Origin of the sequence: Fibrella aquatilis, from assembly GCF_017353255.1 — a bacterium.
GTDB lineage: Bacteria > Bacteroidota > Bacteroidia > Cytophagales > Spirosomataceae > Fibrella > Fibrella aquatilis.
On the sequence record NZ_JAFMYU010000009.1, the window covers coordinates 117142 to 140490 of the forward strand.

Annotated in this window: 20 protein-coding genes; 11 read left to right on the forward strand and 9 right to left on the reverse strand. The window is 55.6% G+C overall.

The window, feature by feature from the left end; genetic code table 11:
- Positions 1-17: 17 nt before the first annotated feature.
- The 3 genes from J2I48_RS13140 to J2I48_RS13150 are packed head-to-tail and all read right to left on the reverse strand — an operon-like array spanning position 18 to position 2478.
- Entirely contained in the window at positions 18-611 is a 594-nt protein-coding gene (locus J2I48_RS13140) for a Crp/Fnr family transcriptional regulator (RefSeq protein WP_207335916.1), read from the reverse strand.
- A gap of 47 nt (positions 612-658) precedes the next feature.
- Positions 659-1372 (reverse strand): LytR/AlgR family response regulator transcription factor, encoded by a 714-nt coding sequence (locus tag J2I48_RS13145; RefSeq protein ID WP_207335917.1) that lies wholly within the window; start codon positions 1370-1372, stop codon positions 659-661.
- The gene (locus J2I48_RS13150; protein WP_207335918.1) at positions 1369-2478 is read right to left on the reverse strand and encodes a sensor histidine kinase; all 1110 of its coding nucleotides are present in this window, start codon (positions 2476-2478) and stop codon (positions 1369-1371) included. The genes J2I48_RS13145 and J2I48_RS13150 overlap by 4 nt, the downstream gene beginning before the upstream one ends.
- Before the next feature lie 190 nt (positions 2479-2668).
- On the opposite strand from J2I48_RS13150, the gene J2I48_RS13155 reads away from it, so the two are divergent.
- The 11 genes from J2I48_RS13155 (at position 2669) to J2I48_RS13205 (ending at position 14280) form a co-directional block, all read left to right on the forward strand.
- On the forward strand, positions 2669-5032 hold the full coding sequence (locus J2I48_RS13155; protein WP_207335919.1) for a TonB-dependent receptor: 2364 nt from the start codon (positions 2669-2671) through the stop codon (positions 5030-5032).
- A gap of 2 nt (positions 5033-5034) precedes the next feature.
- Entirely contained in the window at positions 5035-5817 is a 783-nt protein-coding gene (locus J2I48_RS13160) for a DUF4249 domain-containing protein (RefSeq protein WP_207335920.1), read from the forward strand.
- Positions 5814-6503 carry an ABC transporter ATP-binding protein gene (locus J2I48_RS13165; protein WP_207335921.1) on the forward strand — a complete coding sequence of 230 codons (690 nt, stop codon included), beginning with the start codon at positions 5814-5816 and terminating at the stop codon, positions 6501-6503. The genes J2I48_RS13160 and J2I48_RS13165 overlap by 4 nt, the downstream gene beginning before the upstream one ends.
- A gap of 12 nt (positions 6504-6515) precedes the next feature.
- Positions 6516-7451 carry an HlyD family secretion protein gene (locus tag J2I48_RS13170; protein WP_207335922.1) on the forward strand — a complete coding sequence of 312 codons (936 nt, stop codon included), beginning with the start codon at positions 6516-6518 and terminating at the stop codon, positions 7449-7451.
- An 8-nt stretch (positions 7452-7459) separates the two neighbouring features.
- The gene (locus J2I48_RS13175; protein WP_207335923.1) at positions 7460-8572 is read left to right on the forward strand and encodes an ABC transporter permease; all 1113 of its coding nucleotides are present in this window, start codon (positions 7460-7462) and stop codon (positions 8570-8572) included.
- Positions 8572-9921, forward strand: a complete 1350-nt coding sequence (locus J2I48_RS13180) for a TolC family protein (RefSeq protein WP_207335924.1) — start codon at positions 8572-8574, stop codon at positions 9919-9921. Before J2I48_RS13175 ends, J2I48_RS13180 begins: the two co-directional genes overlap by 1 nt.
- A gap of 46 nt (positions 9922-9967) precedes the next feature.
- Complete coding sequence (locus tag J2I48_RS13185; protein WP_207335925.1) at positions 9968-11437, forward strand: sterol desaturase family protein; 1470 nt, start codon at positions 9968-9970, stop codon at positions 11435-11437.
- A 24-nt stretch (positions 11438-11461) separates the two neighbouring features.
- Positions 11462-12763 carry a glycosyltransferase gene (locus tag J2I48_RS13190; RefSeq protein WP_207335926.1) on the forward strand — a complete coding sequence of 434 codons (1302 nt, stop codon included), beginning with the start codon at positions 11462-11464 and terminating at the stop codon, positions 12761-12763.
- Entirely contained in the window at positions 12760-13323 is a 564-nt protein-coding gene (locus tag J2I48_RS13195; RefSeq protein ID WP_207335927.1) for a Crp/Fnr family transcriptional regulator, read from the forward strand. Before J2I48_RS13190 ends, J2I48_RS13195 begins: the two co-directional genes overlap by 4 nt.
- Positions 13324-13410: 87 nt before the next feature.
- The gene (locus J2I48_RS13200) at positions 13411-13890 is read left to right on the forward strand and encodes a hypothetical protein (protein ID WP_207335928.1); all 480 of its coding nucleotides are present in this window, start codon (positions 13411-13413) and stop codon (positions 13888-13890) included.
- 30 nt (positions 13891-13920) lie between these two features.
- The gene (locus J2I48_RS13205) at positions 13921-14280 is read left to right on the forward strand and encodes a DoxX family protein (protein ID WP_207335929.1); all 360 of its coding nucleotides are present in this window, start codon (positions 13921-13923) and stop codon (positions 14278-14280) included.
- A gap of 26 nt (positions 14281-14306) precedes the next feature.
- On the opposite strand, the gene J2I48_RS13210 is transcribed toward J2I48_RS13205, so the two are convergent.
- From J2I48_RS13210 to J2I48_RS13235, 6 genes are all read right to left on the reverse strand, one after another.
- Complete coding sequence (locus tag J2I48_RS13210) at positions 14307-15044, reverse strand: GNAT family N-acetyltransferase (RefSeq protein WP_207335930.1); 738 nt, start codon at positions 15042-15044, stop codon at positions 14307-14309.
- Positions 15045-15057: 13 nt separating this feature from the next.
- Positions 15058-15741, reverse strand: coding sequence for a hypothetical protein (locus J2I48_RS13215; RefSeq protein ID WP_207335931.1), 684 nt, complete (start codon positions 15739-15741; stop codon positions 15058-15060).
- An 85-nt stretch (positions 15742-15826) separates the two neighbouring features.
- A complete protein-coding gene (locus tag J2I48_RS13220) occupies positions 15827-16276 on the reverse strand; it encodes a DMT family transporter (protein WP_207335932.1) in 450 nt (149 codons plus the stop codon).
- Between the two features lie 58 nt (positions 16277-16334).
- Positions 16335-16937, reverse strand: coding sequence for a Crp/Fnr family transcriptional regulator (locus J2I48_RS13225; protein ID WP_207335933.1), 603 nt, complete (start codon positions 16935-16937; stop codon positions 16335-16337).
- A 165-nt stretch (positions 16938-17102) separates the two neighbouring features.
- Positions 17103-19655 carry a glycoside hydrolase family 127 protein gene (locus J2I48_RS13230; protein ID WP_207335934.1) on the reverse strand — a complete coding sequence of 851 codons (2553 nt, stop codon included), beginning with the start codon at positions 19653-19655 and terminating at the stop codon, positions 17103-17105.
- 71 nt (positions 19656-19726) lie between these two features.
- A complete protein-coding gene (locus tag J2I48_RS13235; RefSeq protein WP_207335935.1) occupies positions 19727-23206 on the reverse strand; it encodes a VCBS repeat-containing protein in 3480 nt (1159 codons plus the stop codon).
- Positions 23207-23349: the final 143 nt, after the last annotated feature.

A 23349-nucleotide genomic window follows, 5' to 3' on the forward strand; every position in this document is an offset into this window, starting at 1 on the left:
ACTTCTCTTGATGTAGGTTAGGAAATGATCTGCCGCCGGATGCGGCTCAACGATTCGGGTTTGATACCGATAAACGAAGCAATATGCTGGAGCGGAACATTCTGGATAATACTGGGATGCTGACGAAGTAGCTTGAGGTATCGTTGTTCTGCCGTCAGCACCATTAAGTCCTTGATCCGTTGCTCGTTGTAGCGGATAGACTGCTCAAAAATAAGCCGCCCAAATTCGGTCAGGTGATGGCTATGGGCATAGAGCAAATCCAGATCGGGGCGGGTAATGGCCAGTAACGCACTGTCGGTCAGGCATTCGACGGAATTTGTGGCGGGTTCCTGCCGGGTAAAGCTTTCAAACGAGGTGATGAAACCGGGCGGGCAATTCAAATGCGTCGTCACCTCTTCGCCATCTTCCAGGGTCGATACCCGAACGTAGCCTGCATTGATAAAATAGAGTTGCCGGGCAATCTGACCCGGTTCGACCAGTCGGGTATGCCGGGGCAAAAAAACCGGCCGGAATAACGACTGGATCAGTGTTTGGCTCTCAGCATCGAGCGGCACCAACTCGTTAACCAGTTGCAGCAGTTTGTGATGAGAAATGGCTGGTTCGTTTAGCATTGAGTACGTTAACGATGGTCTTATTCATATGGTTTGCCTTGCCCCATTCACGCCCCCGCCCGATACCGTTCCTGAAACCCCTCGACATACCGCTCGCCAACCGGAATCGGGATTGTCCCGTCTAATAAAATCTGGGTTTTGTTGACTCCGGTGATGCGTCTCAACGGCACAATGAACGACTGATGCACCCGGCAAAACCGGCCTGCTGACTCCAATTTGGCTTCCATCGCTTTCACGTTCAGGCGGGTCAGGATGGGCTTATCGGGCTGCGATTCGAGGTAAATTTTCACGTAGTCTTTTAACCCCTCCACATACAGGATGTCGTGGTGGTAGATCTTGGTGTCTTTGTAGTCGGTTTTGACGAAGAAAAACGTGGGTACGTCGGCATCGGGTTTGGTGGTCTGCTGATACAGTTGGTAGGCTTTGGTGCAGGCCCGCAGCAGCCGCTCGAACCGGATGGGTTTCAGCAGGTAGTCCACCACGTTGAGGTCATAACTCTCGATGGCATACTGCTCGTAGGCGGTTGTGAAAATCACCATCGGCGGGTTGGTCAGGGCGCGGAGAAAATCGGTGCCGAGCAGCGTAGGCATCTGAATGTCGAGAAACAATAGGTCAACCCGGCCCTGCTGGATCAATTCCAACGCGTCGAAGGGCTTAGTGAAGGTGCCGATCAGGTCAACAGTTGGAATTTTCCGCAGATCATCGGCTAGAATGTGCAGACCCGGTGGTTCATCGTCAATGGCGATGCTGGTTAGTTTCATCGTTCTATCAAATCAATCTGTAGATCAACGCAAAACTCCCCTCCATGTGGGCCAACTGCCAGCGTGTGCCGGTCGGGGTAATGCAACGCCAGTCGCCGTTTTACGTTCTGAACGCCGATACCCGAATCGTCCGTTGGTTTGCTGACATACAGGTGGTTGCGGGTCGAAAACCTCAACGTCCCCTGCTTCAGCCGCAGCCTGATCACCACCGCCGACTCATGCTCGTGGTGTAGGCCATATTTGACCGCGTTTTCCACAAACGGGATCAACAGCAACGGCTCAATCAGTACTCGGTCATCGTCCAAGTCGGTCTCAAAAACGAGTTGGTTGTGCGGAGCCAGTCGCAATTGTTGCAGGGTAACGTAGTCGGTTAGGTAGTCAGTTTCTTTCGCCAAAGCTACCGGGCCGCGATCTGCCTGGTAGATCATGTAGCGCAGCATATCCGACAGCCGCATGATGGCTTCTTCGGTCTGATCGGACTTTTGGCGGGCCAGCCACCGCATGTTATTGAGCGTATTGAAGAGAAAATGCGGGCTGATTTGCAACTTCAACGCGCTCAGTTCGGCTTCTTTTTTCTCGATAACCATCTGCTGATGCCGGGCTTCGCGCTCGGTGCGTTCGCGATACATGGCAAATCCGGTGCTGACGCTGGTGAGGAGGAGCAGCGAAATCAATGACGTGATAATCAGTGGAATTGGTGTGCCAAGCCATTCTTTCTGTCCAGGGACTGTCAGGCCTGCCTGGGTGAGTTTGGCCGAGAACCGGGGCAGATCGGCCACGATGACGTAGTGGTAATACAAGGCGTTGGTCGCCGTCAGCAACGCGCTCATACCCAGCCCTGCCAGCGGCAGTCGGGCGAGTTGTCCCCGCCGGAGCGCGTCGGGGGTCAGAATGTGGTAATTGAGGTAGAAAAACGCAATAATCAGGGCCTCATTTAGGGCTTTGATGCCGAACAATACCGTGATTTCGTGCGGGCTGAACACCTGCGTCAGCGGCAGAATCTGGTAGGGTAGCACCACATACAATGCCCAGCCCGGCAGGTGAAACGCCAGCGGATACCGTTCGTAACGTTGTTTGATGTACTCGAAAAATTGATTGCCGGTCATGGTAAACAAACGATGGGTACATAGTTGGACAAACTAAGCGCAAAAAGCGAAACCGTCGCGCTATTAAATCTCTACGAAAACAACCTCAATCTCGACACACTGCCCGATGCGTAGGCACTTGCCCGACTGACCGAATTTAAGCCTGGAAATCAGCCGTTTCCTTTGTGTCATTCAACAACGATACACAGAGATGTCTGTTCCGCTTAAGCCATTTTTTACCCGCTCAACGCTGCTTCTATTGCTGTGTCTGCTGGCTCAGTGTGCCACCGCACAAACGAAGGTCACCATCAGCGGCACCATCAAAGATGCCCGTAACGGCGAGTCGCTGCTGGGCGCAACGGCCTTTGCCAAAGGTGAAGCGGGTAGTGCCGGGGCCGCAGCCAACGCTTACGGGTTCTACTCGATTACCCTGCCACCCGGTTCCTATACGCTCACGGCGCAGTTTGTGGGCTACACGCAAAAGTCGCTGCCCGTCACGCTGCAAGCCAACCAAACGCTCGATATTGAACTCAGCGATGAGGGCATTGCGCTTCAAGAAGTGCAGGTCAAAGCCGACCGCGAGGAAGACCCCATCACGCGCAACCAGATCGGGGCTGAAAAGCTCAATATTCAGACCATCAGCACGATACCGGTGCTGTTTGGCGAGAAAGACATCCTCAAAACGATTCAGCTCCTGCCCGGCGTGAAGTCAGCGGGGGAGGGCAACAGTGGGTTCTTTGTGCGCGGTGGGGCCGCCGACCAAAACCTGATCCTGCTCGACGAAGCAACGGTCTACAACGCCAGCCATTTGCTCGGCTTCTTCTCGGTCTTCAACTCCGACGCGCTCAAAGATGCTACGCTCTACAAAGGCGGCATCCCGGCAGAATACGGTGGGCGGCTGTCGTCGGTGCTGGATATCAAGATGAAAGAAGGCAACAACCGTAAGTTCGGCGTCACGGCGGGCATCGGGGTGATTGCCTCGCGCCTGACGGTCGAAGGCCCGCTGGGACCGCACAAGAGCCAACCTGCGCGGGGGTCGTTTATCGTGTCGGGCCGACGTACTTACGCCGACCTGCTGCTCAAGGGGGTACAGGACTCGACCGTGAATCAGAGCAAGCTGTTTTTCTACGACCTTAACGCGAAGGCCAATTACAAACTAAACGACAAGAACTGGCTCTACGCATCGGGCTATTTCGGCACCGACGTGCTGGGGGTGGGGAATCTGTTCGGCATCGAGTGGGGCAACGCCACGGCCACCCTTCGCTGGAACCATGTGTTTAACAACAAGTTATTCCTCAACTCATCGCTTATCTACAGCAACTACCGCTACCAGATTGGCCTGGGTGGGGGCAACGCGAAGGTGACCATTGACTCGCGGATCAAGGACTGGAACCTCAAAGAAGACTTCGAGTATTACGCCAACGACCGCAGTACGTTCCGGTTTGGTGTGAACGCGATCCACCACACGATCCAGCCCGGCGCGGCCACCACCGGTACCGAATCGGGGTTCAACCCGGTCAGCCTGACGGAAAAATACGCCCTCGAATCGGCCATTTATGGGGCACACGAATACCGGGTGTCGGAGCAGTTTACGGTCAAATACGGCCTGCGGGTATCGGCGTTCACCACGCTAGGGCCGGGCACCTACTTTGACTTCAACACCGACCGCAGCATCGCCAGAACGTATCAGTACACGTCGGGCCAGTTTGTCAACACTTACGTAAACGCCCAACCCCGGCTGGCCCTGAACTACGTGGTTAATCCGCAATCGTCGGTCAAATTTGCTTACGAGCGCAACGCCCAGAACTTACACCTGCTCAGCAACAGCACGGCCAGTAACCCCACCGACCTCTGGATTCCGAGCAGCAACAACGTGAAGCCCGAACTGGCCGACCAGTTGTCGGTGGGCTATTTCCGCACGATTGGCGAGAATCAGTTTCAGTTTTCGGCGGAAACCTATTACAAGCAACTCCAGAACCAGATCGACTACCGCAACGGGGCCGAAATCCGGGTCAACGAGCAGGTCGAAGCCGATTTGATCTACGGCAAAGGCCGCGCCTACGGCCTGGAACTGTCGTTAAAGAAAAACGCGGGGCGGTTCACGGGCTGGATCAGCTATACGCTCTCGCGCACCGAACGCCAGTTCGATGCCGTGAACCGGGGCGAGTGGTTTGCCGCCCGGCAGGACCGCACCCACGACATTGCCCTGGTCGGTACATATAAGCTCAGCGACAAACTGCTGCTGGCGGGCAACTTCATCTACTACACCGGCAACGCCGTTACGTTTCCGGTGGGCAAGTACTTCCTGAACGGGCAGGCCATCAGCCTCTATTCCGACCGCAACAGCCAGCGAATGCCCGCCTACCACCGGCTCGACCTGAGCCTGACCTGGTACCGCCGACGTACCGCCGACACCGAGCGAAGCTGGAACTTCTCGGTCTACAACGCCTACGGGCGCGAAAACCCCTACACGATCTCGTTCCGCGCCAACGCCGACGACCCCACCCGCACCGAAGCCGTCCAGACCACTCTTTTCCGGTGGGTGCCGTCGGTAACGTACAACATCAAATTCTGATCATGAAAAACAGCATCTTTTTAGTAGCCAGCCTGTTCGCCCTCTCCTCATGCGAAAAAGTCATCACCCTTGACCTCAAAGGTGAAAACAAGCGCGTGGTGATCGAAGGCGGCATCAGCAACGAAGCAGGGCCGTATTCGGTACGCGTTTCCCAATCTGCCGATTTTTATCAGGCTGGCGTGGGTGAGGCCATTACTAATGCTACCGTGACGCTCAGCGACAACACCGGTGCCACCGAATCGCTGACCTACACGAGCAACGGTACCTACCAGACAAAGACCACCAAAGGCACAGCCGGACGTACCTATACGCTCCGGGTAACGGCCAATGGCGCAACCTACCAGGCCACCTCGACCATGCCCGCGCCGGTGCCACTCGAATCGCTTACCTACGAAGCACAGGCCCTCGGCGACATAATCTACGCCAACTACACCGACCCTATCGCGACGGGCAATGCCTACCGCTGGGTGATGTATGTCAACGACAAACAGCAGGGCGATGTGTTTGCCGTCAACGACCGGCTCAACAACGGTATCCGCACTCGGCAGGCTCTGTTCCTAACCAGCCCTAACGCCCCCGACCTCAAAACCGGCGACCGGATTCGGGTGGACATGCAGTGTATCGACGCGCCGACATACGAATATTTTTTCGGATTGGCACAGGTGCTGGGTAGCGGCAACAATCAGGCCGCTACGCCCGCCAACCCTACCAGCAACCTGTCGGGTGGGGCACTGGGTTATTTCAGCGCGTACAGTATAACGAGTAATAGTCTGACCATCAAATGATCGCTGAACTCCGCGAAGCCAATAAAATCTACGACAGCCCAGCAGGGAAGTTCGTCGCGCTTAACAAAACGACGCTGACCATCAACGAAGCCGAGTTGCTGCTCATCATCGGACCCAGCGGGTCGGGCAAGACCACGTTGCTCTCGCTGATTGGCTGTTTGATCGACCCCACCGAGGGGCAGGTGTGGGTCGATGGAAAGGATGTGGCCACGCTGTCGTCGGGCCAGAAAGCGGATTTGCGGCTCAATCTGATTGGGTTTGTTTTTCAGCAATTCAACCTGTTGGCTCCGCTGACTGCCGAGGAAAACGTGGCTTATCCGCTGCAAATGCAGAAGGTGCCGGGCAGTGAGATCAAAAAGCGGGTGGCCGAGGCACTGGAAAAGGTGAATATGACCGAACACCGGCGCAAGTTTCCCAAGCAGCTATCGGGCGGCCAACAACAGCGCATCGCCATTGCGCGGGCGTTGGTGACAAACCCCAAATTGGTGCTGTGCGACGAGCCAACGGCCTCGCTCGATAAAGACAGCGTCGATACTGTAATGAACGAACTCCGCGCCCTCGCTAAATCGGGCAAAGCCGTGGCCGTCGTCACGCACGACCCCCGCCTGACCCAGTATGCTGACCGGGCCGTCGAGGTCAAAAACGGTATGGCGACACTTATTGATGTTCAAAAAATGACGGCCTAACGGCCAGACACCATGCCCCTACAACCTACATACACACTCATCTTTCTCGCAGCCAGCACCCTGTTTGTCGCCTGCCAAAAAGAAGAAAAACCGCAACAGAATGCGACCCCGGCCAAGCCCATTACGCAGGTCGTGGGCGTGGCGCGGGTCGAACCCGAACGCGGCTTAATCAATCTCTATGCCGGGGCCGATGGCCGGGTCACGACCATTAACGTCAGTGAAAACCAGGCACTCACCAGCGGGCAGGTACTGCTCACCGTGGATAGCCAGACCGACAAGGCGCAGGTGGCGCAGGCACGGTCCAAAATCGGGACTCAACGGGCCGCCATTGCTGCACAAGAAGCCACTATCTCCACGCTCCGGCTCGCCGTTGAGCAGGCGCAGGCCGATGTGGAATTAAATCGGAAGCTATTGGCCGTAAAGGGCATCACTGAGCAAACGCTGCGTGACAGCGAAGCGACTCTCGCTACCCGGCAGCAAGACTATCGAAAAGGGCAGGCCGACTTGCAGCAAACGCGGGCGGTGGTGACCGAACTCAATGCCGACGTAAACTCGGCCCTTGTGGGCGCAAAAGACAAAACCCTCCGCGCGCCCTACACGGGCAAACTCCTCGACTGGACGGTGAAAATCGGCGACTTCGTGACGGGCAATACCCAGGTCGGCCAGATGGCTCCCAACGGCAGCCTGATTGCCCGCACCGAGGTGGACGAACTCTTTGCCGAACGCATCAAACCGGGGCAGCGGGCCAACATCCGTTCGCAGGCAACGGGCAAGATTATCGGGTCGGGGACAGTGTATTTCGCGGCTGATTTTTTGAAGAAGAAATCGCTTTTCGAGGACGAAACCGCCCAGGAAGACCGCCGGGTACGCGAGGTCCGCATTAGGCTCAATCCCGGTGCCAATGTGCTGATTAACAGCCGGGTCGATTGTATTATTTTGCTCAACTGACCCCAATCATGTTAAAAACAGCGTTTCGCTTCCTGACCTACGACCGCTCCAATCTAGCCGGGATACTGTCCGGCATTGTGGTGTCTATCGTGCTGGTGGGGCTGGAATTAGACATCTTCAAGGGGATGATTACCAACGTCCAGGGCCTGACCATTCAGTACCCCAACTATGTCTGGGTCATCAATCCCAAAACGCAGTCGGCCCTGCAATTGCAGAACCTCGACGTGCGCGTGGGTCGGGAGTTACAGTCCATTCCGGGCGTTAGGCAGGTTTATCCTATTGTGTTCGCGTCTGGCTCGGCCAAGCTGCCCAAAGGCGGCAAGGTGTCGGTGCAGATGATCGGTATCGAGGCCCCGGCGTTTGTGGGAGCCGCCCGTTCCTACACGCCCGAAACCAACGTCAACGACCTCATCAACGAAGGCGCGGTGATCTTCGACCAGTCGGAACTGCCCCGCTTAGATAACCTGAACGTCGGCGATTACCTGACCATCAACGATCAGCGGGTCTATATGAGCGGCCTCTCGAAAGGACTGACCGGCTTCGGCACGTCCTACGTGGTCACCACGCTCGAACGCGCCCGTGTCCTGAGCCAGTTAAGTCCCAATTTCGTCAATGCCTATCTGCTCATGGTGGACGGGGACGCGGCAACTAAAGCGACCGTAATGGATCGAATCAACCGGGAAATCAATACGGCGCGGGCGGTGGAAGGGACTAAACTCGGTGGCGAAACGGTACGCTACATGCTGAAAAACAACAACACGGTACTCGGTTTCTTAATGATGGTCGTCTTTTCGGTGATCGGCGGGTTTGCCATCGTCGGGGTCACGCTTTATGCCTCTGTCAACGACCGGATTCGGGACTACGGCACCATCAAGGCCATCGGCGGTAATAACGGCCTCATCCGGCGGCTGATTCTGCTCCAGGGTGTCCTGTACGCCCTCATTGGTTTCAGCATCGCGTTTGGTATCCTGAGCCTGACCAAAATTGGCTCTGACGACGGCTTCCCCCTCTGGCTGGTGGGGGCACTCATTGGGGTCACGCTCTTTATCAGCATCGTCAGCAGCCTGATTGCCATGCGGAAAATCACGCGGCTGGAGCCGGTGCAAATCTTTAGAATGTAATGAAAAATCTGCTTTTACAAGGCTGCAACGGCTTTCTGATAGGTTGCGGCCTGTTCGTCCTGACACTTGCCACACCGGCCAACGCCCAGACCCGCTTGGGCGGCACTCCGCTGAGCCTGAACGAAGCCCTGGAAACGGGTCTTAAAAATCGCTATGACCTTCAAGCCAACCAGGTGAGTCTGGCCCTGTCGGAGAATTCGATCCAGAAAAACCGCTCCGGTTGGCTACCCGACATCGCGGCATCGGGCAGTGTTCGCTACAACACGCAGCTTCAGACGACGGTGATTCCTGCCGGACTGTTTCCGGGCAGCACCGAAGCCCAGCGCATCGCGTTCGGCACCAAGAACAGCACCGTTTTTGCCCTCGATCTGACGCAGCCGCTCTACCGGCCCCAGGCAAAAACGGACCGCGCCATCCTTGAGAACAACAAGGCATTGACCCAAGAACAGAACGGTCAGCAACAAACCAGCGTGAAAATCCGCATCGCCGAAGCGTACCTGAACGTCCTGCTCCGCGACTTGCAACGGACCATCGCCCGCGCCGATGCCCAACGCTACGTGGCCTATTTCGCCATCTCGGAGGGAAAGTATAAGCTGGGGGCGTTGCTCGAATCGGATTACCTCAATGGCCGGTTGGACCTGCAAAACAGTCAGCTTACGGCCCAAAAAGCCGAGCAGACCTACCGGCAGGCACAGGCCACACTTTGCTACGAACTAAACATCCCGACCGACACGACGCTCGTGTTGACCGACCGCATCGACCCGCAGCAAGTAGCCGCCTACCAACTGGAAGCAAACCCCACCGAGCGAACTGAGCTTCGGCAGGCCCGGCTTCGGCAGGAGGGCTACGCGCTCCAGAGCCGCAACGTGCTGAACCTGCTCAGACCGACTGTCTCGTTTTTCGCCAATTACTCGACGCAGTTTTTGCAAAACGACTTCCGGTATTTCAGCCAGCCCTGGAGTCCGTTTAATTACTTAGGGGTGCAGTTCCGCTTACCGCTGACGGGACAGTTCACCCGCAAAACTGACCTGAACACGTACCGGCTTTATCAGCAGCAAACCGCGCTGAACCTGAAACAAACCGAGGCCGACATCGCCAACGAAATCGATAAGGGCCGGGATGAGTTGACGAACGCGGCCCGGAATCTGCAAAGCACCAAAGCCAGCCTCGACCTATCGACGCAACTGCATCAACTTCAGCAGGAGCAGTACCGGCTCGGTACGCGGCTGTACAGTCAGGTGCTGGACACCGAGAAGTCGCTGCAAACTGCCGAGCAGAACTACCTCGAAGCCGCTTACAACTTTCTGGTCGCCAGACTGACCTACGAAAAAGCCATCGGGACGTATTAACGCCTGCCACTCACAGTGTTTTCATTCAGCTAAACCATCGTATACCATGCTTGACTTCCTGAAGAGTTACCTCGGTTCATTAGCTGCTTCGCTGGCCGTTATGGGGGCGGCTTACTTCTTCGTGTGGTTTTTGTTTCGTAAACAGCTCAAAAACCGAAAAATCCAGCTCTCCAAACGGGCCGGCTGGCCGCAAATCCGCGAGGAGATTCTGCACGCGCTCTTAGTTGTTTTGGGCAGTGCTGCTTTTGCCAGCATCATTTTCAGCCTGAGAGATCAGGGGCTGACCAAATTCTACATAGAAACCGGCAAATACGGCATCGGCTACGAAATACTGACGGTAGTGGTGATGGTGTTGCTTAGTGATACCTGGTTTTACTGGTTCCATCGGTGGATGCATCACCCCCGCGTGTACAAGTACGTCCATGCCCTGCACCACAAAAGCCTGGACGTGAATCCGTTTACATCGAATTCCTTCCACGTTGTTGAGGCCGTCTGGCTGAATGTCTGGGTACTACCATTCGTGATGCTGGTTCCGGTTTCAGCGGGGGCTTTGGGAGTCGTGCAGGCATTGGGGTTGTTCAACAACCTGAAATCGCATCTGGGGTACGAACTCTTTCCTGGCTTCTTCCGCGTCTTCCCCTTCAACATGCTGGTGACGGCCACCAACCATAGTCTGCACCATACCCAATACAACGGCAATTACGGGTTGTTTTTCCGCTTCTGGGACATTGTGTGCGGCACGGAATTCAACGCAACCACGACGCTGTTTAACGACATTCATCACCGAAAGAATGAAAAAGTCGTCGATAATACGCACTACAAACCGCTGACCATCAGCAAATTAAAGAAAGAGACAGCTGATAGCATATCGGTTTATTTCACGCCCACCGACAACCAGTTTTATCGGTACCGGGCCGGGCAATACCTCACCCTGCGGGTTAAGATCGATGGCCGCACCTACGACCGCTGTTTCTCGCTGAGTTCGACACCGCAGCTCGACGCGTTCCTGCGAATCACCGTAAAACGCAATGGCCCGGTGTCGCATTATTTTCTGAACCGGGCCAAACCGGGCGATGTGGTAGCTTCGCTCTACCCGGTAGGTGACTTCGTGGTCAAGCCATCTCCGGTGGGGGCAAAAAAGTATGTGATGATCGCCGGTGGCAGTGGGATCACCGCCCTGTTCAGCCTGCTTAGGCAGGTACTACATACGGAGCCGCAGTCGCTGATTACGCTCCTGTATGCCAATAAATCTGCCGACTCAATCATTTTCAAACAGGCGTTGGATAAGTTGGCCAAGTCGCACAAGAACCTGACCTACAGCGATTTCCTATCGGGTCAGAAACGGATATCGATTGACGACCTGAGGCCAGACACGGATGCTGATTTTTATATCTGCGGCCCTGATGCCTTGAAAGCAGGTATGATGGCAAATTTAGCGGAATTGAAAATAGACAAGGCCAAGATTCAAGTCGAGCATTATGTCGATGGGTACGTTCCCTGGTTTGGGCTTGTATAAGTAGTGACCTCAAAGAAGTGAATTATGAAAATTGCCATTGTAACCCTCGGTACGCGGGGCGACCTGCAACCCTTTATCGCCCTCGGTCTGGGCCTGCAACGGGCCGGGTACGACGTGCTACTGATATCGTCGAAAAACGAGACGGAGTTTGTTAGGGGGTACGGATTGCCCTATCACGCGCTCAATGTCGATGTGCAACAGGCGATGGAAAACCAGGCGGTGCAACAGATGGCGAAGGGCGACAACCCGCTGTCGTTCATCCTGAGTCACCTAAGTGGAAACGACTCGATGAAGCAGACGATGATCGACGTGCAGGACGAAATCTGGGAGGCCTGTCAGGGGGCCGATACCCTAATTTATCATCCCGGTATGTCCAACGTTTATTTGATGGCGCAGGAGTTGGGCATCCCCAGTATCCTGGCAAGCCCATTCCCGCTGAGTACAAAGGGCGACTATCCATCGATTCTCTTTTATGATGGTCCCCGGCTGGGTAAACTGTATAACCGGCTCACCCATTTCATCTTTGAAAACGCTTTCTGGCAGCTCTCACGGTCGTCGGCTAAGGCGTTCTGGAAAAAACGCGGCAAGGCAAACCTTGTGCCAATGACCCCACCCTCCCGGCTACAGGCCGCCAGCGGAATGCCAACCCTCTACGGGTACAGCGAACAGCTCTTTGCTCGCCCCCACGACTGGCCCGGCAACCTGGTTGTTACCGGTAGTTGGAGCCTACCCGACGACCCCACCTGGACTCCTCCCGCCGATCTGGTCAACTTTCTGCAAGCGGGGGAGCCACCCGTTTATGTTGGCTTTGGCAGCATAAAAGATGCGGGTACATTCAGTGAAACGAGTAAGATCATTGTCAGCGCATTAACCAAAGCCAAACGGCGGGGCCTCATCGCCCTCGGCTGGAACCTCCCCGACGCGCTGGACCCGCTTCCCGACTCGGTGTTTGTGCTGGGTAGCGCGCCCCACTCATGGCTCTTTCCCCGGATGGCCGCGGTGGTGCATCACGGGGGTGCGGGCACAACCCACGCGGGCCTCAACGCGGGCCGCCCGACGCTGATTATTCCCCACACTGCCGATCAGCCCGCGTGGGGCAGGCGGGTGTATGAACTGGGCGCGGGCGCAGCACCCATCCCCCGTAAAAAGCTGACGGCTGATAACCTGGCCGCCGCACTGCCGGTGCTTTTCAACCCAGACGTGAGGGCAAAAGCCGCCGAATTGGGCTCCCTAATGGCTGAGGAAAACGGCATTCGGGAAGCAGTGGCTCAGATTGATACGTACCTGAAAACGACGTTGGCACGTAAAGCCCACTTACCTTCATGACACCACTAGCTGATTACATCCGAACGGCGGTTCAACTACGTGCGGATGAGCTGAACATTGTGCTGGCTCAATTCACCAAACGAGCCGTTAGCAAAGACCGATTCGTTTTGCAGAAAGGCGAAATCGCTACTCAGTACTACTTTATCGAGTCGGGAGCCTTGCGCGTTTTTTATGACGACGGTGAACGTCAGGTAACCGGGTGGGTTGCTTTGGAGGGCTATTATTTCACCGATTTAGCGAGTTATCGGACCCAGAAGCCGTCGCAGTTTTCCATTCAGGCTATTGAAGACACCATATTGTGGACGATCAAACGGGAGAAAGCAGAATGGCTTTATCAGCAGGTTCCTCAATGGCAGCAGTTTACTCGGGAAATTTGGGAAAATGCCTTTCTTCGACTCATTGATGGCTTCATAGCGTTCCAGACGATGACCGCCGAAGAACGGTACTTGGCCGCCATGCACGAGTCGGATTTACTACAACGACTACCGCTGAAAGACCTGTCTTCGTTTCTCGGCATCACGCCTAATTCACTCAGTCGAATCCGAAAAAACATCCGCTAAGTTCGTTATTACCAATTGGTAATTTGGCCGATGTGGTCGCCCTGTAGTTTTGTCGCAGTGTAAAACTCAGACGATCATTAGGATAAAATGACTATCCGTACTCAAAAGCAGCTTGCGCTGCTCAGTATTATTGGGCTTGCCTACTGGCTTTTTGGTAATCTCTATGAAGCCATCGTCATTTCGCCCAACTGGGTCGTTGACAGTCCCGCTCAATTAAGACGACTCAACGAATTTTTCGTTCGTACCAGCCCGACCATCTACTTTGTGCCGATCACCCAACTGGCTACGATTGGCGTGTGGGTGCTTTTCTGGAAAAACCGGGAGACCAGCGTAAAAGCAGCGTTAATAAGGGCTTCCCTCTGGGCATTGGCGGCTACACTCCTCAATGGCTTCATTGTGTCGACCATCGTGTTGAAACTGTTTGCCAGCGATTTTGACCGGTATGGCGATTACTTGACTACGTTGGCTTGGCGGTGGAACGTCCTGAATTTGGTGCGTATGATACTGGTTGGCACAACGGTACACTATTTATTCAGTGCCTTTCGCAAACTTGATCGAATGGAGTAGTTTAGCTTTAAAGAAGTAAACCATACAACCATGATTAAGAATAAATGGATTGCCGGGATCGTCGTCGCACTGCCCGGCGTAATGACCGTTGCCAGTGCGATGGGCAAGTTTTTCGCTCCCGAACCCGTCAGGCAAGGCATGGCCGCCGTTCATGCCGAGTCATATCTGATTCAACTCGGCCTGCTTGAACTGTCGGCGGGGGTGTTGTTTTTGATTCCGGCCACGCGCAACATCGGCTTCTTTCTGGCGTGTAGCTACTTCGGCGGGGCTATGGCCGCGCACGTGGTATACGGGCAACCCTTCACCAGCCCGATGGTCGTGCTGATTGTCTACTGGGTAGCCCTGTTCCTGACCCGACCCGGTTTGTTCTGGACCCCCTTGTTGCGGTAAAGTTCCTGCCTTCCTGTCATACATGGTTACGTCTGCGGCAGGCTGTAATTGCTCATCACGAATTGCTGGTCGAACCCCAATTTCAGGTACAGGCCTTTTCCCATCGCTGATGCCTGAAGCACGGCGTAGTCGATTTCCTGCTCCAGAGCCTGATTCAGTAGTAAGATCATCATTTGTTCGGCAAACCCTTTCCCACGCATCTCAGGAATAACTCCCATAGAATGAATGCCTATAATTGGTTTTGGCGCGTGGTGCAGCAAAACGGTGCCAACGGCTTTGCCCTGATGGAAAGCCAATAAAAAACGGATGTCCGGGTAGGTCGGCGTGAGCAGTTCGTGGCCGATTTGATACCTAAATGCCTGGTTGAAGACGGCCTCCCACAGGATGGCCAGTTCGGTGGTTGAAACTGGCACTAAGCTCAGGGTTTGGGCAACGACATAGGTGCGCGTCAAGCGGAGCGACATACCCACCTGCTCGGAAACTTTCCGGAAACCAGCTCTCTCAAACAGTGCTCCGGCCCGCTCTTGGTCATCGTCCCAACACGGAATAAGGAGTTTAGTGGGCAAGGTTGTTAAGTCGCTTTTCGCGGCTGCCAGCCCCTCTGCCGTAACGTCTTGGTGGAACCACAGCCGGTTGGGCCAGTCGGTGTGGTATAGGGCGCAACTATCAAACGCCAGGCCTGCCGTGTAGCCGCCTGCCTTTTCGCCGACTTTTTGCCAAAGCGAAGTCAGGTTCCCGGTATTTTCATGAATCAATGAAGTCATAGTCGTTGATTAATTAAAAAATCTCGACGCGCAAAAAACCGCCAAAAGTGGTATCTGTTACCCGTTCGGAGCCATAGCCATCGACGTTGGCACCCACGCCCAACTGACTATGCCGGTACGATGCCCCCACCCGGAGATAGGCATGACTTCGCTCGTGTATGTTCTGTTTGGTATTGTAGTTGAGCAGGGCCTGGAGCCGGGTATACAAACCCCATTGTTTCGTCAGTTTGGGTTTGTATTCGATAAGCCCGAAGGTTTCAAGATTGTGGGTTTCGGTCAGATCAACGCGGGGTAGGAGCAGCACTAACGAGGATTTGGTGGCAAAAACGTACTTTAACCGGGCTGTTGGTCTGAACCCGGAATAATGGTTCACCGAAAGCCCCGCATTAACGGAAATCCCATTGCCCACGTAAGCGGTCAGGAATGACTGGGAAATGTATTCATTGGTGGACTTATCGTTCTGATAACTGCCAAAAAACGTAGTGATGTTCAAAAACCCAAAACGGCATTCCGGCGCGAACCGCTTACTTAGAATACATTGAAAATTAACCCCCTTACCAGCGGCAAAAACCTCAACTGGAATGAGCGGCTCCGGTTTCGCCGATAGGCTGGTTGTCAAGCTATCCGTTGGTTGGGCAAGGGTTACGCCCGCAATCAGCAGCAGGGCTATTGAACCAAGTAGTTTCCCGTTTCGCATGTCGATGGCTGGCTCTCCGCTGTCAGAAACCGATAACCCCTACCGGGAGCGTAGCCATTTCAGGTACGTGTTATGGTGGTTTCCGTTATTTTTGGTTGACTAAGAATAAGCCCAAAAGAATGGCCAATACGCCCGCAACTCGCTTAACGTCAATGGGTTGTACGGGCAAATTGAACAGCCCGAAATGACCGGCGATAACCGAGAACATGATTTGCCCGCCCAACCCCAGCGCAATCATGCTGGAAATGCCCAGCTTCGGCATCGTGAAATAATACAGGCCCGCCCCCACCACACTGAGCAGCCCGCCAGAAAACCACAAATAATAGGGTACGTCTTTTAGCTGCTGAACGGTTGGGTACGTCTTCGCACTGAATGCGACCACGACACAGGCAATAACGCCACTGCTAAGAAAAGCGACCACAGCCGCCATGAGTGGGTTTTTCAGGATGACCCCCAATTGCGCGTTCAGCCCACCCTGAACGGCCAGGCAGATGCCGCCAACGAAAGCTAAAGCGGCCAGCGTTAGTTGATTCATGGCCCAAAATTACCGGTGGCTTATGCCAATAGCCTTTACAAATGTTGAGACGGCCTTTTTATTTCTGATAAACGATTTTTCGGATGCGGCTTAGTTGCGTTGGGGTTACGCCCAGATAAGACGCTATATGATGTTGAGACACCCGTTTATCTAACCCAGGGTAGGTTTCCAGAAAGGTGAGGTAGCGTTCTTTGGCGGTTTGCGTAGCAAAAGCAAGCTGCCGCTTTTCGTTGTCAATCACCCAGTTTTCTTCTAAATAGGCGATATAGAAGTTTTTCAGGTCCTCGTGGTCGTAAATAAGTCGCTTGATCTTTTTGTAATCAAAACTAATGATAACCCCGGCATCGAGGACTTGAAGACTGAACGAAGAGGGCGACGACCGCAACAGCGATGCTTTCGATCCGGCGAAATTACCGGGGGTAAAAAAATTCTTGATGTGCGTATTACCCTCCCGATTGACGATCAGCGACGCGACTATTCCTTCACAGACGAAGTGAAAATCGGTGGCGGTTTGACCGGCCCGCACCATAAACTCTCCTTTTGCTACGGGTCTGAGTCGCAGAATAGGCCGGAGTTTATCGAATGTATCGGTTGCGACGGGGGCGTAAGTATTAAGCCGGTTCCGGAATTGGTCGATATAGAATATCTCGTTTGCTACCATGCCTGAATGCCATCAGCAATACACCCCCGGCCATACTTCGTAGTTACCAACATTCCGGGAAAATGTTTCCGATTGCGGACATGTTGGTAACTACCTTTAAGTACTAAGAAACGAAAACCCCCGGTTGTCGTTGATAATCGGGGGTTTTCTCTTGAACAGACGCAGCTACTGCCGCAACCATACTGCACTGGCCCCGCCGGTTTGGCCCGCGTCGGCGTAGGGGACCAACACCAGCTCCTGCTGCCGGTCGCCGACGGTCGCCGACACGCCGTAGGTTTGCGTACCAATCCAGCCGGTGGGCAGCGTAGCCTGAACGGGCCGCAACGACTGGCCCGTGAGCTGCACCGCCGTTGGCTCGACGGGTAGTTTGTTCAGTAGCGCGTCCAGGCTCAGTACCTGCGGGCCGCGCCGAAACCCGATGCGACCGGGGTAACTGCTGCCGCCCGGCAGTACCTGCACGGCCATCTCCATCACCACCGTGATGCGGTCGCCGGTTTTCCAGTTGCCATCAAGCCGGGCGTAGCCGGTTTCGGCTTTTACGGGCAGGCCGTTCAGGGTGAACTTCCGATTGCACCAGTCCGGTACTCGGAAATACAGCCCGCCGCGCACGGGTTTGGCCGTTTTGACCGTGTACACCACCTGCCCCGAAGCCGGAAAATCGGTAGTGGCCGTAAGGGTGATCGGCTGACCGTTCAACGTCGAATTAATGGTACCCGCCTGATACAGCATCACCACCGGACTGCCCGATAACTGCCCGGAACTGAACGTTGGGATCAGGGCGATGCCGCGCGGAACGCTCGACGTGCAGCAGGTGATGCCGCAGTTGTAGGGCTTTTTGCCAAGCAGGGGCGTGTAGTAACTGACGCAACCCGTTTCGGGGTTTTCGGCCCCCGTAAGGTGGTTATACGCCGATTTCTCCAACTGGTTCAGGTATTTTACCTCGCCCGTGAGGGTCAGTAGCTGGTAGTTAAACTGTATCCAGGTGGTGGTCACGCAGCCCTCGCCGATGTTTTTATCCGCTTCGGCGGCGAGTTTGTCGTCGTCCTGAAAATGCTCGAATGAACTGGCCGAGCCGGTCACGTACAGCCGGTGCGCGGTGATGTCGTTCCATGCGGTCTGCGCGGCTTTCAGCGGAGCGGCCTCACCGGTGAGCTTGTGGTATTTGACCAGGCCCACCAGGTTCGACAGCATTTCGTAGGCTTTGGCGTTAGCCGTTTTGTCTACACGCCCGATGCTATTGAGTGTTGCAATGATTTTAGGCCCATTGGGCTGATCGTAGGCTTTGATAAGATACCGGCAGAAGGCCAGGTATTTCGCGTCGCCGGTTTGCCGGTACAGGTCAGTCATGGGGTCCAGTACGCTCATGGCGGCCATACCCTCGTGGGTGCTGTGGACTACTATATCAAGCTGACCGGGGCCGGTGCCAAAGGTTTTGCAGAGCAGATCGCCCATCTTTTTGCTAGCCGTCAGGGCCGGTTCATAGCCCGACAGATTGTAGTAGGCCAACAGACCCAGCAGGTTGTACTTGTGGCTCCATACGTCCCAACTGGTCCAGTACTGATCGGGCGTGTAGGTGCCGAGGTAGCCGTTGGGTAGTTGGCTGGCGATAAGTTGCTGGGCCATGCGGTCCATCTGGATTTTCAGGGCCGCGTTGCGTGAGTAGCGGTACGTGTTAGCCGCTGTTTCGAGGTATTTGCCCACGTGTTCACCGATCCATTCCTGTTCGCCGGGGCGGTTGAAATAGCCCGCCATTAGGCCCGTTTCGTCAACTTTCAGCAACCGCTCGGTCAAGTTGCGGTCCATGCGCTCGCCGAGCCAGCCCCCGATTTGTTGCTGCTCGTAGGGTGTCGCCACAAACCGTTCGGGGAGTTTGTAAGGCCGCAACGGAAACCGGGGCGACTGATAGACAATGGGCGACGAGCCAATGATGGTGCTGCCCGTCAGCGTGTCCGGCGGCAGGTTGCCCTGCTTCGTTTGAAAAACGGTCGTTACCCGCACAGGCAATGATGATGGTCGGGGGTACGTTTGGGTCTGTTCGGGCGTACCGGGGGCAACGGTCACGGGTTTTTCGTCGCGGCTCAGCACCCGGCCCGTTAGATCCGTCAGGGTCGTGGTCAACGTACCCGCGATGGGTTCATCGGAGCCGTTTTTCCAGGTTATCCGGTAACTGAGCGCGTCCGTGGCAGAGGCTGCTGCCGACGTGTTTTTAACCGTAAACGCAAAATAATCCGTCAACCTGGCTCGCCGGAATAACCGTCCGCCCGCGTCGTACAGCCCGCCCCCGCCCGTGAGGTCGGCCACGCGGATTGCAAGTACGTTCTCGGCATCCCAGCGAATCTGATTTTCGGCCAAGCGGTAGGTACGCGGTACCTGGTAGCCAGTGGTTTCACCAACCAGTTTGCCGTTCAGGTACGTCTGATCATCATCATCGATCACGCCCAGCGACAACACCAGTACGCCCCGTTCCAACTGGTTTTTGAGCGATGATGGAATCACGATCCGTTTGCGGTACCAACCTACCCCGTCGTATCCAGCGAAGCCCTGTTCTTCCCACGTTCGGGTGGGTTGGATGGATTTCCAGGCAGTGTCGTCAAAGCCCGGCGCGGCCCAAGCGGGGTTGTCGCCGGTGGTAAATTGCCAGGAGCCCTCAATAGGCAGCGATTGCGCCAACACCGGGAGTGGGAGCAGTAAGTAAAATAAGATAAGGATACGGTTCATGAAAAACGGGACTAAATTCTTGTAAAAAATAGATATGAGGCGTTCGTTAGTTGTCAGGCTGATAAAGGGCGTTACGGCCCGGTTTTCCCTGTTGTACCGAACCGAAGTACCCGGACAGGCCCATTATTCGCGGGTACCATGATTAAATTGTCCCGGCGCGATGGCACCTGAATCAGGTTTCGCACGTCGCCGGTTAGGGTCAGGCCCGCACCGGCGAACCGGCTTGTTTTTCGATCAACAGCCGTGAATTGCCCGCGCCCGTTACCCCGGAGCAACACGCCCATCCCGGCATCGCAACGGCCCTGCTGCACCCGCATCGGGAAGTAATTGCCCGCCAGCAACAGATCCACCAGTCCATCGCCCGTGAAATCACCTGCCACCATACCCTGTGTTGGCGATACCTGCGCGTCAATGGGCAACGGGCGGAGCCGAAACTGAGGAGTGCGGCTGGTTTTGCCCGTCAGATTCTCAACATAACTGGTTTTCAACGTATTAATTGGATACGTTACGGCCTGTGCCAAACCCGTTTTACCAAAAATTATTTCGATACTGGCGGGTGCATAGTCACCATAGCGGACGAATTGTTTCCGCAGACTACCGATTTGGTCGAGCAGTTCGTCCCGCGAGGCCGTGGGGTACGTCTGCCCGCCAACCGTCTGGCAGATGACCGGATCGGGACGCCCATCGGCATTGAAATCGCCCACGAGCATCGTCAGCAGGGTGTCCCGCCCGGCCTTCCATTGGAGGTTCGTACCAATATTACCCAGCACAAAATCGGTGTCGCCGTCCCGGTCGAGATCATGAGCCAGAATGCGCGTCCAGAGGCCAGCCGATTTTTCTAAACCAACCGTTTCGGGTCGTGCCTCCACGAGTTTTCCGCCTTGGTTCAGCCACAATCGAACGGGCATCCAGTCGCCTACCAGCAGCAGGTCGGGCCAGGAGTCATTGTTTACGTCGGTCCAAAGGGCATCCGTCACCATGCCCGGACGCACCAGGCCACTGGTTTTGGCGGTGATGTCGGTGAAACGTACCTGCCCGTTTTTGCTGTCGTTTCGGAGCAGATGGCTCTGGGCAAATTCAGGAAAACGACCCGGAACGCATCGCCCGCCGACGAACAGATCGAGATCGCCATCGTGGTCGATGTCGGCGGCTGTGGCGCAACTGCCCGCGTCCGCTTCTGGAGGTAAAACGCCATCGGGTGCGGATGAAAAAACGCCTTTCCCACTGTTGAGGTACAATTTGTCCCGAAGCAGTGGCGAACCGGGGCTGACCTCATGCCCACCATTGACGACGTACAGATCCGGGTCGCCGTCGGAGTCTGCATCGAAGAAGCGCGCGTTGATGGCTTCGTGCAGACTGTCGCGTACCCAGGGCTGCGCCAGAGCAGGCGCGAAACCGCCCGCTGCTGTTTGAAAGTACAGTTGCCCGCTTTGCCCGGCGGCTCCACCCAGAAACACGTCCTCACGCCCGTCGCCGTTTACGTCTGCCGAGGCTATGGCCGGGCCTTGCCGCGAAAGTTGGTACGGGATAAGGGGTTCGTGTTTCACATCGATGTACGGATTTTCGTGATGCACGAACGGTAACGTACCGGCTGGTAGTTCCGAGAATAGTGGTGTGGGCGGAACGGGTCCTGGCTTAGTACCCGTCAGGGCCGTTTCCTGACGGATGGTGAGTAACCGATTAGGTGATACGTTCGTCAGTTGGCTCTCACCCCCGTCGGGCCAGCGAACCGTCACCCGCACCGGTCGCGATTCGGTTCCCAACCCAAACAGCACCATCGGTTCGACCGACGACTGGAACCCCCGACCCGGATACACTTCCTGCACCTGCCGCCGATTGCTCTGCTCCACCCATACCGTCGCTCCGACACCAAACCGATTAAGGCCATTGCCCGCCAGCCTGACTTTTAGATAGTTGTGTTGGCGTTGCTGATCGGCGTTGTTCCGGTAGATACCCGCCGGGGCATTGGTGTTGTTAACGACCAAGTCCAGATCGCCGTCGTTGTCGAGGTCGGCGTAGGCGGCCCCCGTTGAGACTTCGCCTTCACTTACACCCCAGGCCACGGTCTGGTCGGTGAACGTGGGTACGCCCGACTCGTCAGCTCCCCGATTCTGGAATATGTAGTTGTTGACCTTCGCGGAGGGGAGTTTGGCGATGAGGTCGGCGTTGGGCATATTTTGTTGCAGACCCTGCTGCGTGGTCAGGTCGGCCCCCTGCGCCATTGCCTTATCGCGGGCCGCTTGAAAATCGTACTTGACGAAATCCAGATTGGTAAAATCCTTGACGATGCCGTTGGTCACGAACAGGTCTTTCTGCCCGTCGAGGTCATAATCAGCCAGTAAGGCCGACCAACTCCAGTCGGTATTCGATACACCCGCCAACTGACCAATTTCGGCGAAGAGGGGCATTTCCGCCTGGCCGGCACCACGATTCAGGTGCAGCATATTCCGCATGTACTGGTGGTGAAACCCACTATCGACCATGAGTTGCTGCCGGTCGTAATCGTCGGGGCCTTTAAGCAGCTTTTGCCGTTCGTAGGATTGGGGCAGCATATCGAGCGTCATGACGTCGGGCAGGCCGTCGTTGTTGATGTCGGCGATGTCGGTGCCCATCGTGTTGCGCGAGAGATGCGCGAAACTATCTTTCGTAACTTCCCGAAACGTACCGTCGCGGTTGTTGGCGTAGAAATAATCCTGCTCTTCGTAGTCGTTGGCGACGTAGAGGTCGGGCCAGCCATCGCCGGTCAGATCACTAACGCTCACACTCAGGCCGAAATTAATGCCCCCGCCGTGAATTCCGGCCTGATCGCTCACGTCGGTAAAATGCATGGGTTTGCCCGGTCGGAAATCGTTGCGATACAGGCGATTCCCAAAATAGGGGTGGCGTTTGGTGCGGACTTTCTGCGTATTGTAAAATGGCGAATAGAACATGTTGCCGTGGTTGACCAGAAACAGGTCGAGGTCACCGTCGCGGTCATAATCAAAGAACGTAGCCTGCGTCGAGAACGTACCCGGCGCATCCAGCCCGTATTCCCGCGCCCGCTCGGTGAAGGTCGGGGTCTGGCCCGCGCCCCGCCCATCCGGCCCGGCACCGTTGTTGATGTACAGTTCGTTGGCCCGGTCGGCGGCAGCGGGCATTGCCGAGTAGCACACGTAGATGTCGAGCCACCCATCGCCGTTGACGTCGGCCATCGTCACGCCGGTTTTCCAGTGGCCCGGTCGCCCGCCTATTCCAGCAGTTTCGGTGATGTCGTCGAAGCGAAACTGACCGGGCTGTTGGGTTCGGTTCAGATACAGCTTGTTGCTGACCTGGTTACCCGAAAAGTACAGATCGGGCAGTCCGTCGTTGTTGATGTCGCCGATAGCCACGCCCCCGCCGTTGTAGTGGTATTCATACGTCAGTACGTTCTGATCGGCGTTTTCGGTGACGGTGTTGGCAAACGTCACGCCGGTTTCGTCGGGGCTGAGGTGGGTAAAGAGCGTATTCGGGTCAGAACGGCACCCGGTTACGAGCAGTAGGCAGAATACAACAGAAAAGCATCGGATAGACATGAAACGGGGGCGGTCAGCGGGCTGTGCCAGTGGGTGAAAGCCAAAGCACTTCGTAAGGGTTCATCGTTACCGGCCCGGTTAACTTACGCCCATCTATCCGGTTTTGCAACGACTTTGTCAGCGATAATGACAGCAGCTTGCTA

Bases quoted from the DNA above. Each gene is read 5' to 3' on its own strand.
- J2I48_RS13180 (WP_207335924.1), top strand. From the start codon at position 8,572: ATGAAAAATCTGCTTTTACAAGGCTGCAACGGCTTTCTGATAGGTTGC.
- J2I48_RS13230 (WP_207335934.1), bottom strand. From the start codon at position 19,655: ATGAACCGTATCCTTATCTTATTTTACTTACTGCTCCCACTCCCGGTG.
- J2I48_RS13210 (WP_207335930.1), bottom strand. From the start codon at position 15,044: ATGACTTCATTGATTCATGAAAATACCGGGAACCTGACTTCGCTTTGG.
- J2I48_RS13160 (WP_207335920.1), top strand. From the start codon at position 5,035: ATGAAAAACAGCATCTTTTTAGTAGCCAGCCTGTTCGCCCTCTCCTCA.
- J2I48_RS13190 (WP_207335926.1), top strand. From the start codon at position 11,462: ATGAAAATTGCCATTGTAACCCTCGGTACGCGGGGCGACCTGCAACCC.
- J2I48_RS13145 (WP_207335917.1), bottom strand. From the start codon at position 1,372: ATGAAACTAACCAGCATCGCCATTGACGATGAACCACCGGGTCTGCAC.
- J2I48_RS13200 (WP_207335928.1), top strand. From the start codon at position 13,411: ATGACTATCCGTACTCAAAAGCAGCTTGCGCTGCTCAGTATTATTGGG.
- J2I48_RS13220 (WP_207335932.1), bottom strand. From the start codon at position 16,276: ATGAATCAACTAACGCTGGCCGCTTTAGCTTTCGTTGGCGGCATCTGC.
- J2I48_RS13185 (WP_207335925.1), top strand. From the start codon at position 9,968: ATGCTTGACTTCCTGAAGAGTTACCTCGGTTCATTAGCTGCTTCGCTG.
- J2I48_RS13215 (WP_207335931.1), bottom strand. From the start codon at position 15,741: ATGCGAAACGGGAAACTACTTGGTTCAATAGCCCTGCTGCTGATTGCG.
- J2I48_RS13225 (WP_207335933.1), bottom strand. From the start codon at position 16,937: ATGGTAGCAAACGAGATATTCTATATCGACCAATTCCGGAACCGGCTT.
- J2I48_RS13140 (WP_207335916.1), bottom strand. From the start codon at position 611: ATGCTAAACGAACCAGCCATTTCTCATCACAAACTGCTGCAACTGGTT.
- J2I48_RS13235 (WP_207335935.1), bottom strand. From the start codon at position 23,206: ATGTCTATCCGATGCTTTTCTGTTGTATTCTGCCTACTGCTCGTAACC.
- J2I48_RS13155 (WP_207335919.1), top strand. From the start codon at position 2,669: ATGTCTGTTCCGCTTAAGCCATTTTTTACCCGCTCAACGCTGCTTCTA.
- J2I48_RS13205 (WP_207335929.1), top strand. From the start codon at position 13,921: ATGATTAAGAATAAATGGATTGCCGGGATCGTCGTCGCACTGCCCGGC.
- J2I48_RS13165 (WP_207335921.1), top strand. From the start codon at position 5,814: ATGATCGCTGAACTCCGCGAAGCCAATAAAATCTACGACAGCCCAGCA.
- J2I48_RS13175 (WP_207335923.1), top strand. From the start codon at position 7,460: ATGTTAAAAACAGCGTTTCGCTTCCTGACCTACGACCGCTCCAATCTA.
- J2I48_RS13150 (WP_207335918.1), bottom strand. From the start codon at position 2,478: ATGACCGGCAATCAATTTTTCGAGTACATCAAACAACGTTACGAACGG.
- J2I48_RS13195 (WP_207335927.1), top strand. From the start codon at position 12,760: ATGACACCACTAGCTGATTACATCCGAACGGCGGTTCAACTACGTGCG.
- J2I48_RS13170 (WP_207335922.1), top strand. From the start codon at position 6,516: ATGCCCCTACAACCTACATACACACTCATCTTTCTCGCAGCCAGCACC.